This window comes from Streptomyces sp. NPDC037054 (assembly GCF_055606745.1).
Genome location: NZ_JBVJSJ010000001.1, coordinates 589,910 through 602,950, shown reverse-complemented (window position 1 = coordinate 602,950; position 13,041 = coordinate 589,910). Strand labels below are relative to the sequence as shown.

The following is a 13,041-nucleotide window of genomic DNA, read 5'->3' as shown; positions in this document are numbered from 1 at the left end:
CCGCCGCGACCCCGCACCACCACAACCCCCACGCCCTGACGCCCCAGACGGGACGGTCGTAACGCCGATGAGCCCCCGCGCCGGGAATGCCGGCCCCCACACTCTCGCCTTCGTCGAGAGCCCGGTACAGCTGCTGAACGTGCTGGAGTGGGCGCACGCGCACGCCCCGGACGCGGGGGACGGCGGGGGCGGGAGCGCGGCGGCGCGCGCGGGGGTCACCCTCGTGGTGCTGTCGCCGAACGACCCGATGACCCGGGGCCAGCTGCGGCGCATGTCCGAGCTGGCCCGCCAGGAGGGCTACGAGGTCCGCTGGGAGGAGGCGCGCGGCGGTGCGGCGGCACCGCTGCGCACGATCGGCGGCCTGGCGGGGATGCTCCGCCGGGCCGGCCGCGTCGTGCTGGGCGACCCCTTCTCGCGGTACGTGCAGCTCCTGCTGACCATCACCCGGGCGACCGAACTGGTCGTCGTCGACGACGGCACCGCGACCATGGAGTTCGTCGGCCAGCTCGCCCGCGGTGAGCGCCTCGTGCGCTGGCACCGCAAGGGCGGCCGGCCGGGACCGCGCGACCTGGTGTTCGCGCCGGTGTCGTCCGCGGCCCGGCGGCGCCTGACCCCCGGCGAGGGGCGCGCGGTGCGGGTCTTCTCCTCGATGCCGATCGAGGAGACCCCGCGCGGTGTCACCGTCACCGCGAACGACTTCGGCTGGACCCGCGCCCGGTTCGGCCCGCCCCGCATCACCAAGGGCGCCGACATGGTGGGCACGTCCCTGGTGGAGACCGGGGTCGTGGACGGCGAGCGGTACCTGGACGCCGTACGGGCGCTCGCCAAGGCGCACGGCGCCACGCGCTACTTCGCCCACCGCAGGGAGAGCGCCGAGAAACTGCACCGGCTGGCCGTGGACACGGGCCTGGAGGTCGTCCGGCCGGACCTGCCGCTGGAGCTCATCGCCCGCCGCGGCCCGATCGGCCGCACCATCCTCAGCTTCCCCTCGACCGTGGTCCACACCCTGCCGCTGGCCCTCGTCGGCACCGAGGTGCGCGTCGCCGTGTGCGACATCGACCCCGCGTGGCTGACCCGGGGGGCGTCGCCCCGGGCCCGCGGCTTCCTGTCCGGCGTCACGGGCACCGCCCGGGGAGTGGACCGGCTGGCGGCGGTCAGCGCGGGCTGACGCCGGGCGCGGGCCGGCCCCGGGCGCGGCCGGATCCGCGCGACGCGCCGCGCGTGGTCACCGCGATGTCCAATGGGTGAACATCGCCGGGATGGGGCGCGCGGGCCGTGGTACCTGTGAGGGGAGAGGGTGGGTCACTCTCCGTCGCGGGCATGATCCAAGCCGTGAGAAAGTCGGGCAGTTTACCCACCCCGCTCGACAGCTATGCGTCGGCCGGTCGTTTTTTCTTCCCGAACGGGTTGAAGTTTTGTTGATCGCGACCCGGTCGACGGCTCCGGCGTCCTACCCTTCAGAGGGTGAAGCAACTGATGTCTCCAGAGTCCGAGGCCGACCTCCCCGCGGGAGCCCTGCTTCCCGGCACGCTCCCCGCGGAGCTGCGCGCCGAGCTTGTGGTGTTTCGGCGTGACTTGCACATGCACCCGGAGCTCGGCAACCAGGAGTTCCGCACCACCGCCGCGATCAAGGCCCGGCTCGAGCAGGCCGGCCTCAGGCCGCGCGTCCTGGCCGGCGGCACCGGACTCGTGTGCGACATCGGCGAGGGGCTCGACCCCGGCCCCGGCATGCTCGCGCTGCGGGCCGACATCGACGGCCTGCCCATCCCGGACACGAAGAGTGAGTGCCCGTACCGCTCGACGGTGCCGGACCGGGCGCACGCCTGCGGTCACGACGTGCACACCACCGTCGTGCTGGGCACCGGGCTCGTGCTGGCCGGCCTGCACCGGGCGGGCCTGCTGCCGCGTCCGGTGCGGCTGATCTTCCAGCCCGCCGAGGAGGTGCTGCCGGGCGGCGCCGCCGACGCCGTCGAGTGCGGCGTCCTCGACGGCGTGGCCCGGATCGTCGCCGTGCACTGCGACCCCCGCGTGGACGCCGGGAAGATCGGCCTGCGGCACGGCGCGATCACCTCGGCCTGCGACCGCCTCGAAGTCGCCCTGGACGGCCCCGGCGGCCACACCGCCCGGCCGCACCTGACGACCGACCTGGTCACGGCCGCCGCCCGGGTCGCCGTCGACGTGCCCGCCCTGATCGCGCGGCGCGTCGACAGCCGCAGCGGCGTCGCCGTCACCTGGGGCCGCATCGAGTCGGGGCACGCCCCGAACGTCATCCCGCAGCACGCCGAACTGTCCGGAACCGTGCGCTGCCTGGACATCGAGGCCTGGCGGCAGGCCCCGGACCTGCTGGTAGCCGCGATCGACGAGGTCGCCAACCTGCACGGCGCCAAGCCGCAGATCGACTACATCCGCGGCGTGCCGCCCGTGGTCAACGACCCCGACGTCGCCGACCTGCTGCGGGACGCCATGATCGCCCGGCGCGGCGTGCACTCCGTCGAGGGGACCGAGCAGAGCCTGGGCGGCGAGGACTTCTCCTGGTACCTGGAGCACGTGCCGGGCGCCATGGCGCGGCTCGGCGTGCGGACCCCGGGGGAGCGCCTCGTGCGCGACCTCCACCAGGGCGACTTCGACGCCGACGAGTCCGCGATCGACGTGGGCGTGGAACTGTTCACGGCCGCCGCGCTGCTCGACGCGGCCCAGTAGGGGCCCAGTAGGGGCCCAGGAGCAGGGGGCCGCGGGGCTGCCCCGGCCGTCACCGGATGCGCGCACTCCGGTTGCGGCCGGCACCGGGGCGAGAGAGCCTGACGCCGTGCGGGGTCGAGCAGGCGCACCCTCGTCCCGGGCGTCCATCCATTCCGGTGGTTCACAAGGCCGTAACCGGCCATCGGCACGAATGGATAACAGCCCGGCGGAACCCCGTTCCCAGAAGTGTCTACGCGCGTTAATGTGCGCCGAACTCAGCACCCACGGCGGGGCTCGGAGAATGGGGAACTTCACAATGCGTCGGACAACCAAACTGACTCGCGTCGCGGTGGGGGTCGCGTCGCTCGCGCTGGCCGCCACGGCCTGCGGCGGAACCAGCAGTGACAGCGGCGGCGAAGGCGACGGCACCAAGGGCGCCAAGGGCCTCGCCATCGCGTACGACATCGGCGGCAGGGGCGACCAGTCCTTCAACGACGCCGCGTACGCCGGGCTGCAGAAGGCCGAGAAGGAGTTCGGCTACAAGACCGCCGACATCGAGCCCACCGAGGGTGAGACCGACGCCGACAAGGAGCAGCGCCTCGCGTCGCTCGCCAAGCAGGGCTACAACCCGGTCATCGGCGTGGGCTTCGCCTACGGCCCCGCCATGGAGGCCGTGGCCAAGAAGTACCCGAAGACCACCTTCGGCATCGTGGACTCCGTCGTCGAGGGCGAGAACGTCTCGTCCCTCGTCTTCGCCGAGGAGCAGGCCTCGTACCTCGCCGGTGTCGCGGCGGCCAAGGCCACCAAGACCAACACCGTCGGCTTCGTGGGCGGCGTGGACATCCCGCTGATCCACAAGTTCGAGGCGGGCTACAAGCAGGGCGTCCAGGACACCAGCGGCGGCAAGGTCAAGGTCGTCTCGCAGTACCTGACCCAGACGGCCGAGGAGGGTGGCTTCTCCAGCCCCGACAAGGGCAAGGCCGCCGCCGAGGGCCAGATCGAGAAGAAGGCCGACGTCGTCTACCAGGCGGCCGGCCTGTCCGGCCAGGGCGTCATCGAGGCCGCGGCCAAGGCGAAGGTCTGGGCGATCGGTGTCGACTCCGACCAGTACCAGCAGGCGGCGCTGTCGGCGTACAAGGGCAGCATCCTGACCTCCGCCCTCAAGGACGTCGGCGGCGCGGTGTACGCCCTCGCCAAGTCCGTCGAGGACGGCAAGCCGCTGACCGGCACGCAGACCTTCGACCTGAAGGTGAACGGCGTCGGCCTGTCCGAGAGCAACCCCGAGTTCGCCAAGATCGCGGGTCTCAAGGACGCGGTCGCCAAGGCCAAGGAAGGCATCATCGCCGGCGACATCAAGGTGAAGACCGAGTAGTACGGCCGGGTCACGAGGATCCACGAAGCGGGCGAGCGACCCCTGGGCGCTCGCCCGCTTCGCGCGTCCCGGACCCTCCCTCACGTCACCGAGCGCCACCCCGCGTTTGCGGTCGGCAAGGTCGTGATCGGCCTCCCGGCGCGCTAGGCCACGGGCGCATAACAAGGTGGACAGAAGGGGTTTTCAGGCAGGTCTACGCGCGTTAATCTGCGGCGAAGCCAGCGCCGTAGCTGTGAAGCTGAACCGTCCGGCGCTTGTACGACAGGAGCACCACACCATGCGCCGGATTTCCCGGATCACGGTCGCAGGCGCAGCGACCGCCTCCCTGGCCCTCGCGCTGTCCGCCTGCGGCGGCACCTCGACCTCCGCCGGATCGTCGGAGTCGAAGGGCGACAAGGGCCTCGCCATCGCGTACGACGTCGGCGGCAAGGGCGACCAGTCCTTCAACGACGCCGCGTACGCGGGCCTGGAGCGGGCGGCGAAGGAGTTCGGTTACGACACGGCCGACGTCGAGCCCACCGAGGGCGAGACCGACGCCGACAAGCAGCAGCGCCTGGAGTCGCTGGCCAAGCAGGGCCACAACCCGGTGATCGGCGTGGGCTACGCGTACGCCGCCGCCATCAAGGGCGCCGCGGAGAAGTTCCCCGACACCACCTTCGGCATCGTGGACGACTCCACCGTCGAGGCGAAGAACGTCGCCGACCTCGTCTTCTCCGAGGAAGAGGCCTCCTACCTCGCCGGCGTCGCGGCCGCCAAGTCCACCAAGACCAATGTGGTGGGCTTCGTCGGCGGTGTGGACATCCCGCTGATCCACAAGTTCCAGGCGGGCTTCGCGCAGGGCGTGAAGGACACCAACCCCAAGGCCAAGGTGCTCTCGCAGTACCTCACCCAGACGGCCGAGGAGGGCGGATTCTCCAGCCCCGACAAGGGCAGGGCGGCCGCCGAGGGCCAGATCGAGAAGAAGGCCGACGTCGTGTACGCGGCGGCCGGTCTGTCCGGCCAGGGCGTGATCGAGGCCGCGGCCGCCAACAAGGTGTGGGCGATCGGCGTCGACTCCGACCAGTACAAGCAGGAAGCCCTCGCCAAGTTCAAGGACTCGATCCTCACCTCGGCGATGAAGGACGTCGCCAAGGCGGTCTACAACCTGGCGAAGTCGGTCGAGGACGGCAAGCCTCAGACCGGTATCGTCAGGGGCGATCTGAAGACCGGCGAGGTCGGCCTCTCCGACTCCAACCCGGAGTTCAAGGGGAACGCCGAGCTCCAGAAGGCGGTCGCAGACGCCAAGAAGAAGATCATCAGCGGCGAGGTCAAGGTCAAGAGCAGCTGACAGCACGACTTCGAGCAGCGTGTAACCCCGGGGTTACGTCCGCTCAACGGGGTACGGGGAGGCTCGCCTCCCTGTGCCCCGTTGTCTCGGTCGTCACCCCATTCGATGCCGTAGGGGCGCTACGCGCGTAGACGACCCCCGTCCCCAGGAGAGTGCGCCATCAACGCGTCCAGCAGCCCTCCGGCCGGAGCGGCGGCGGCAGCCGGTACGACCGCCGTCGAGCTCGCCGGGATCACCAAGCGATTCCCGGGCGTCGTGGCCAACCACGACATCCACCTCACCGTCCGCAAGGGCACCGTCCACGCCCTGGTCGGCGAGAACGGCGCCGGCAAGTCGACCCTGATGAAGATCCTCTACGGCATGCAGAAGCCGGACGAGGGCACCATCAGCGTCGACGGCGAGCAGGTCACCTTCTCGTCGCCGGCCGACGCCATCTCCCGCGGCATCGGCATGGTGCACCAGCACTTCATGCTCGCCGACAACCTCACCGTGCTCGAGAACGTCGTGCTCGGCAGCGAGAAGCTGCACGGCATCGGCGCGAAGGCCCGCCGCCGCATCAAGGAGATCTCCGAGCGCTACGGCCTCGGCGTGGAGCCCGACCGCCTGGTCGAGGAACTCGGCGTCGCCGCCCGCCAGCGCGTCGAGATCCTCAAGGTCCTCTACCGCGGCGCCACCACCCTCATCCTCGACGAGCCGACCGCCGTGCTCGTCCCGCAGGAGGTGGAGGCACTCTTCGTCAACCTGCGCGAACTGCGCTCCGAGGGCCTGTCCGTCATCTTCATCTCGCACAAGCTCGGCGAAGTCCTGTCCGTCGCCGACGAGATCACCGTCATCCGGCGCGGCACGACCGTCGGCACGGCCGTCCCCGCCGAGACGACGCCCCGTCAGCTCGCCGAGATGATGGTCGGCAGCGAGCTCCCGACGCCCGAGACGGCCGAGTCCACGGTCACCGACCGGCCCGTCATCACCGTCGACAAGCTGCGCCTCGTCGCGCCGGGCGGCAAGGCCCTGCTCGACGACATCACCTTCACCATCCACGCCGGCGAGGTCCTGGGCATCGCCGGCGTCGAGGGCAACGGCCAGACCGAGCTCGTCGACGCGCTCATCGGCCTCAGGTCCGCCGACTCCGGCACCATCCGGCTGGCCGAGGACGAGATCACGTCCTGGCCCACCCGCCGCCGCCGCGAGGAGGGCATCGGCTACATCCCCGAGGACCGCCACCGCCACGGCCTGCTGCTGGAGGCGCCCCTCTGGGAGAACCGCATCCTCGGCCACGTCACCGAGAAGCCCAACGCCAAGGGCATCTGGATCGACCCGAAGGCCGCCCAGGAGGACACCCGCCGGATCGTCACCACGTACGACGTCCGCACCCCCGGCATCGACGTCACCGCCGCCTCCCTGTCCGGCGGCAACCAGCAGAAGCTGATCGTCGGCCGCGAGATGAGCCACGAGCCGCGCTTCCTCATCGCCGCGCACCCCACGCGCGGTGTGGACGTCGGCGCGCAGGCCGCGATCTGGGACCACATCCGCGAGGCGCGCCGCGAGGGCCTGGCCGTGCTGCTGATCTCCGCCGACCTCGACGAGCTGATCGGCCTGTCCGACACCCTCCGCGTGATCTACAACGGCAAGCTGGTCGCCGACGCCGACCCCGCCACCATCACCCCGGAGGAACTCGGCTCGGCCATGACCGGTGCCGCGTCCGGTCACCTGGAACACGACGAGACACCCGAGACCCCTGAGACCCCCGAGACGCCCGGCACCTCCCAGGTCCGCAAGGCTCCCGAGTCTCCGGAAGACGAGGCCCGCTGATGAAGAAGTTCGACAAGGAGCGCGTGCTCCTCGCGCTGGCCGGCCCGGTCATCGCGCTCGCCGTGGCCTTCGTGCTGAGCGCGATCGTGCTGGTCGCGTCCGGCAAGAACCCGATCGAACCGTTCTCGATCATGTTCGAGCAGGCCACGTTCTCCGACATCCAGGTTCTGATCATCAACCAGGCCTCGATGTACTACATCGCGGCGCTCGCGGTGGCCATCGGCTTCCGGATGAACCTGTTCAACATCGGCGTCGACGGCCAGTATCAGCTCGGCGCCATGATCGCCGCGATCGTCGGCGCCCACATGGACCTGCCGTCGTTCGTCCAGATCCCGCTGCTGCTCCTCGCCGCCGCACTCACCGGCTCGCTGTGGGCCGGCATCGCGGGTGTCCTCAAGGTCACCCGCGGAGTCAGCGAGGTCGTCGCGACGATCATGCTGAACGCGGTCGCCGTCTCCCTCATCTCCTACATGTGGCTGCCCAACGTCTTCGGCGAGAAGGTCGGCAACAACAGCACCACCGGCGCGATGTCCGAGTCCGGCTGGGTCCCCGGCATCGACATGGGCGAGGCCGGCGAGATCTACGGCCTGGTCGTCCTCGCCGCCCTCCTCGGCCTCGGCTACTGGGTCGTCCTCAACCGCACCCGCTTCGGCTTCGACCTGCGCGCCTCCGGCGCCTCCCAGACCGCCGCCGCGGCCAGCGGCGTCGACCCCAAGCGCATGGTGCTCACCGCCCTGCTGATCTCCGGCGCCGTCGCCGGTCTCGCGGGCCTGCCGATCCTGATGGGCGACACCCACACCTTCAGCCGCAGCTTCCCCACCGGCATCGGCTTCCTCGGTATCGGCATCGCCCTGCTCGGCCGCAACAGCGCGGTCGGCATCGCCTTCGCCGCCCTGCTGTGGGCCTGGCTCGACAAGGCGTCGCCCGAGCTGGACTTCCACGGCTACGACAAGGAGATCGCCGTCATCATGCAGGGCGTGATCGTCCTCGCGGTCGTCGTCTCCTACGAAGCCGTACGCGAATGGGGCCTGCGCCGCCAGCAGCGTCAGGTCGGCGCCGAACTGGCCGCCGGTCACGTCCTCGGCGCCACCGACAACACCCAGAAGGAGGTGGCTGGCCGATGACCACGTCCTCGACCTCGGCGATCGACGTCAACCAGCCCTCGCTGCAGCCCGCGGCGCCGACCGGCCGCCGCCTGTCGCTGCCCGTCGTGCTGCTGATCATCGCCGGCGCCCTGGCGCTGACCTCGATCGTCCGCATCATCACCGGCGCGGACGGCATCACGAACGTCAGCCAGATGTCCACCGCCCTCCAGCTCGCCGTGCCCATCGGCCTCGCCGGTCTCGGCGGCCTGTGGGCCGAGCGCGCGGGCGTCGTCAACATCGGCCTCGAGGGCATGATGATCCTCGGCACCTGGTTCGGTGCCTGGGCCGGCTTCCAGTGGGGCCCGTGGACCGGCGTCCTCGTCGGCATCGCCGGCGGCGCGCTCGGCGGCCTGCTGCACGCCCTCGTCACCGTCACCTTCAACGTCAACCACATCGTCTCCGGTGTGGCCATCAACATCCTCGCCCTCGGCGCCACCCGCTACCTCGCGCCCCTCGCCTTCGAGGGCCACCAGGGCGGCTCCGCCAAGCAGTCCCCGGCGGTGGAGTCCCTCGGCCACTTCACCGTGCCCGGACTCTCCGACGCGCTGCGCGACCTCAACGCCAAGGGCTGGTTCTTCGTCTCGGACATCGCCGGCCTGCTCGGCGGCCTGGTCACCAACGTGTCCTGGCTGACCCTGGTCGCCGTCGCGCTGATCCCCGGCACCTGGTGGGTGCTGTGGCGCACGCCGTTCGGCCTGCGGCTGCGCTCCTGCGGCGAGAACCCGGTCGCCGCCGAGTCCCTCGGCGTCAACGTCTACAAGTACAAGTACCTGGCCGTGATCATCTCCGGCGGGCTGGCCGGCCTCGGCGGCGTCTTCCTCGCCATCGTCGCCAACCCCTTCTACCTGGAGGGCCAGGTCAGCGGCCGCGGCTACATCGGCCTCGCCGCGATGATCTTCGGCAACTGGATGCCGGGCGGCCTCGCCATCGGCGCCGGCCTGTTCGGCTACACCGACAGCCTCAACCTGCGCGGCGGCTCCGCCAACGTGCACGCGCTGCTGCTGCTCGGCGCGATCCTGCTGCTCATCGGCGCGATCTGGCTGGTGATCCGCAAGAAGTACGTCCAGGCCGCGATCACCGTGGTCGTCGGCGCCCTCGTGTTCGCCTGGTACGCCGGCACCAACGAGGTCCCCAACCAGGTCGTCTCCGCCACGCCGTACGTCATCACGCTGGTCGTGCTCGCGCTGTCCGCGCAGCGGCTGCGGATGCCGCGGGCGAACGGCATGCCGTACCGGAAGGGACAGGGCAAGTGACCGACGTCGACTGGGGGAGCCTGCGGGACGCGGCCCGGGAGGCCATGTCCCGCGCGTACGCGCCGTACTCGGGCTTCCCGGTCGGCGTCGCCGCCCGGGTCGACGACGGACGCACGGTGACCGGCTGCAACGTCGAGAACGCCTCCTACGGCATCGGGCTGTGCGCCGAGTGCGGACTGGTCTCGGAGCTGGTCCGCACCGGCGGCGGCCGGCTGACGCACTTCACCTGCGTCGACGGCCGCGGCGAGGTCCTCGTGCCGTGCGGCCGCTGCCGTCAGCTGCTGTACGAGTTCGGCGGCCCCGAGCTGCTGCTGGAGACCCCGGAGGGCATCCTGCCGCTGTCCCGCATGCTGCCGCAGGCCTTCGGACCCGAATACCTCGGCAAGTAACCCCACGGCGGCCCCTCCGAGCTGGTCAGGTGCTCGGAGGGGCCGCGCCCTTTTCGCACACTCGGTTGTGCGTTTCGCACCCCGGAAGGAAGTCATGGCCATGGACGCCATCTCCGTCATCCGCGCCAAGCGGGACCGCGGCGAGCTCAGTGACGAGCAGATCGACTGGGTCATCGACGCCTACACCCGCGGGGAGGTCGCCGACGAGCAGATGTCGGCCCTCGCCATGGCCGTCCTGCTCAACGGCATGAACCGCCGTGAGATCGCCCGCTGGACGGCGGCGATGATCGCCTCCGGCGAGCGCATGGACTTCTCGTCGCTGTCCCGGCCGACCGCCGACAAGCACTCCACCGGCGGCGTCGGCGACAAGATCACCCTGCCGCTCGCCCCGCTCGTCGCGGCCTGCGGCGCCGCCGTCCCGCAACTGTCCGGCCGCGGCCTCGGCCACACCGGCGGCACCCTCGACAAGCTGGAGTCGATCCCGGGCTGGCGCGCGCTGCTGTCCAACGAGGAGATGCTGAGCGTCCTCGACGGCGTGGGCGCGGTGATCTGCGCGGCGGGCGACGGCCTCGCCCCGGCGGACAAGAAGCTCTACGCCCTGCGGGACGTCACCGGCACGGTCGAGGCGATCCCGCTGATCGCCTCCTCGATCATGTCCAAGAAGATCGCGGAGGGCACCGGTTCCCTCGTCCTCGACGTGAAGGTCGGCACCGGCGCCTTCATGAAGACCCTGGACGACGCCCGCGAGCTGGCCTCCACGATGGTCGGCCTCGGCACGGACCACGGCGTGAACACGGTCGCGCTCCTCACGGACATGTCGACCCCGCTCGGCCGCACGGCCGGCAACGCCCTGGAGGTCCGCGAGTCGGTGGAGGTCCTGGCCGGCGGCGGCCCCGCGGACGTGGTCGAGCTGACCCTCGCCCTGGCCCGCGAGATGCTGGACGCGGCGGGCATCAAGGACGCCGACCCGGCGAAGGCCCTGGCCGACGGCTCGGCGATGGACGTGTGGCGCCGCATGATCGCGGCCCAGGGCGGTGACCCGGACGCGCCGCTGCCGACGTCGAAGGAACAGCACGTGGTGAAGGCGTCCGCCTCCGGCGTCCTGACCCGCCTCGACGCCTACGACATCGGCGTCGCCGCCTGGCGCCTCGGCGCGGGCCGCGCCCGCAAGGAGGACCCGGTGCAGGCGGGCGCCGGCGTCGAACTCCACGCCAAGCCGGGCGACACGGTCCGCGAGGGCCAGCCCCTCCTCACCCTCCACACGGACACCCCGGAACGCTTCGACTACGCCCTGGAGGCGGTCACGGGCTCGTACGACATCGCGGGCCCGGACACGGAGTTCACATCGCGCCCAGTAGTGCTGGAACGTATCGCCTGACCTGGACTTTCCTCGTTCGGGTGAACGGGACCGGTGGACCATCATCGGTCCCGTTCGGCATGCTGGACTCGGTGACGCACCGATAGGAGAACCGCCATGAGCGCACTCACCGTGAGCCAGGACCCCGAGCAGAGCTGGGACAGCCTCGTCCGGTTCTGGGAGGAGATGGAATGGCCCGAGGGCAGCAAGGTGGAGATCATCGAGGGGATCATCACCGTGTCACCGTCTCCCGCTTACCGCCACAATGTGATCACGGATCGCATCCAGCGTCGCCTCTACTCCGTGATCCCCGAGGACTGGGGGATCTTCCAGACACTGTCCATCGCCGTTCCCTCGCGTCTGGGAATGCTCATCCCGGACCTCGTAGTGGCTCCGGTGCGGGAGCACATGGAGTCGGACAGCCATATTCCTGCGGCGTTGGCCGAACTCGTCGTCGAGGTCACCTCCAGGTCCAACGCGCGCCACGACCGCATCAGCAAGCCCGCGGCCTACGCCGCGGCCGGCATTCCGTTCTACCTGCTCGTGGACCGCTGGGCTCCCGAGGGCCCGTCCGCCACGCTGTACGGAGAGCCGAGGGGCGATGTCTACCGCCCGCTGGGCACGGCCAAGTTCGGCGAGCCCTTGAAGATCCCCGCCCCCTTCGACGTGGTCGTCGACACCGGCGAGTTCCCCCTCGACTGACGCGGGTTCACCCCAGCACCGTCGCCACGACCACCAGGACCGGGACCGAGGCCGCCGTCGACAGCAGGATCGCCTCCCTGGCCAGGACCTCGCCCACGCGGTAGCTGCTCGCGTAGGTGAAGAGGTTCTGCGCGGCCGGGAGTGCCGAGGTGACGACCACGTCGAGGAGCTGGTCGCCGCGCAGGCCGAAGACGCCGGCCGCCAGCGCCCAGGCGGCCAGCGGCTGGCCCACCGACTTGAGGGCAACCGCGAGGAGCACCGCGCCCCGCTCCGAGCCCCGCAGCGGAAGCGTGCTGCCGCGCAGGGAGATGCCGAAGGCGAGCAGGACCGCCGGGACCGCCATGTTGCCGATCAGGGACACCGGGTCCATGACCGGCCCGGGTATCGCGAGGCCCGTCGCGGACGCCGTCACCCCGGCCAGCGACCCCACCGCGACCGGGTTCCGCAGGGGCGTCAGCAGCCGCCGCCACAGCGGGCCCCGCTCGCCCGCCGTGGACAGGTCGAGGACCGTCAGCGCCACCGGCGTCACCAGGACCAGCTGGAACAGCAGCACCGGCGCCACCAGCGACGCGTCGCCCAGCACGTACACCGCGATGGGGATGCCGAGGTTGCCGGAGTTGACGTAGCCGGCGCACAGCGCGCCGATCGTCGTGCGGCCCACGCCCCAGCCGCGTACGGCGCCGACCGCGATGAACACGCCCCCCGCCGCAGCCGTGCTCAGCGCCGTCACCAGCAGCCGGGAGGAGAAGACCACCGACAGGTCCGCCTCCGCGAGCATCGTGAACAGCAGCGCCGGGGACGCCACATGGAACGCGAGCTTCGTCAGCACCTCGCTGCCGTGAACCCCGAGATGCCCCCGCCGCCCGATCACGTACCCCACGCCGATCACCAGCGCGATGACCGCGAACCCGCTCAACACGCCCTGCACGACGCCCCCTCGGCGGGACGGAGGGCAGGACCGGACGCGGGCGGGCGTGATCTGTGGGGCATACACCCAACCCTCCGGGG

11 protein-coding genes are annotated in these 13,041 nt (G+C 71.1%); 10 read left to right on the top strand and 1 reads right to left on the bottom strand.

The annotated features are described in order from the left end of the window. Window positions 1-67 precede the first annotated feature (67 nt). The 10 genes from ACZ7D7_RS02690 to ACZ7D7_RS02645 all read left to right on the top strand — a co-directional run bounded on the left by ACZ7D7_RS02690 (window position 68) and on the right by ACZ7D7_RS02645 (window position 12,033). Complete coding sequence (locus tag ACZ7D7_RS02690; RefSeq protein WP_470821758.1) at window positions 68-1,168, top strand: hypothetical protein; 1,101 nt, start codon at window positions 68-70, stop codon at window positions 1,166-1,168. Between the two features lie 308 nt (window positions 1,169-1,476). Next, window positions 1,477-2,700 (top strand): amidohydrolase, encoded by a 1,224-nt coding sequence (locus tag ACZ7D7_RS02685; protein WP_470822436.1) that lies wholly within the window; start codon window positions 1,477-1,479, stop codon window positions 2,698-2,700. A gap of 295 nt (window positions 2,701-2,995) precedes the next feature. Further along, on the top strand, window positions 2,996-4,051 hold the full coding sequence (locus tag ACZ7D7_RS02680) for a BMP family lipoprotein (RefSeq protein WP_470821756.1): 1,056 nt from the start codon (window positions 2,996-2,998) through the stop codon (window positions 4,049-4,051). Between the two features lie 277 nt (window positions 4,052-4,328). Next, window positions 4,329-5,378 (top strand): BMP family lipoprotein, encoded by a 1,050-nt coding sequence (locus ACZ7D7_RS02675; RefSeq protein ID WP_470821754.1) that lies wholly within the window; start codon window positions 4,329-4,331, stop codon window positions 5,376-5,378. Window positions 5,379-5,537: 159 nt separating this feature from the next. Beyond that, window positions 5,538-7,187, top strand: a complete 1,650-nt coding sequence (locus ACZ7D7_RS02670) for an ABC transporter ATP-binding protein (protein ID WP_470822434.1) — start codon at window positions 5,538-5,540, stop codon at window positions 7,185-7,187. Next, window positions 7,187-8,311, top strand: coding sequence for an ABC transporter permease (locus tag ACZ7D7_RS02665; RefSeq protein WP_470821753.1), 1,125 nt, complete (start codon window positions 7,187-7,189; stop codon window positions 8,309-8,311). Before ACZ7D7_RS02670 ends, ACZ7D7_RS02665 begins: the two co-directional genes overlap by 1 nt. After that, the gene (locus ACZ7D7_RS02660) at window positions 8,308-9,585 is read left to right on the top strand and encodes an ABC transporter permease (RefSeq protein ID WP_470821751.1); all 1,278 of its coding nucleotides are present in this window, start codon (window positions 8,308-8,310) and stop codon (window positions 9,583-9,585) included. The genes ACZ7D7_RS02665 and ACZ7D7_RS02660 overlap by 4 nt, the downstream gene beginning before the upstream one ends. Continuing rightward, window positions 9,582-9,974, top strand: coding sequence for a cytidine deaminase (locus ACZ7D7_RS02655; protein WP_470821749.1), 393 nt, complete (start codon window positions 9,582-9,584; stop codon window positions 9,972-9,974). The genes ACZ7D7_RS02660 and ACZ7D7_RS02655 overlap by 4 nt, the downstream gene beginning before the upstream one ends. Window positions 9,975-10,068: 94 nt before the next feature. Further along, complete coding sequence (locus ACZ7D7_RS02650; RefSeq protein ID WP_470821747.1) at window positions 10,069-11,352, top strand: thymidine phosphorylase; 1,284 nt, start codon at window positions 10,069-10,071, stop codon at window positions 11,350-11,352. 96 nt (window positions 11,353-11,448) lie between these two features. After that, complete coding sequence (locus ACZ7D7_RS02645) at window positions 11,449-12,033, top strand: Uma2 family endonuclease (RefSeq protein ID WP_470821745.1); 585 nt, start codon at window positions 11,449-11,451, stop codon at window positions 12,031-12,033. A 7-nt stretch (window positions 12,034-12,040) separates the two neighbouring features. Here the strand turns inward: ACZ7D7_RS02645 and ACZ7D7_RS02640 are convergent, their stop codons facing one another. Further along, a complete protein-coding gene (locus tag ACZ7D7_RS02640; protein ID WP_470821743.1) occupies window positions 12,041-12,961 on the bottom strand; it encodes an AEC family transporter in 921 nt (306 codons plus the stop codon). Between the last annotated feature and the right edge of the window lie 80 nt (window positions 12,962-13,041).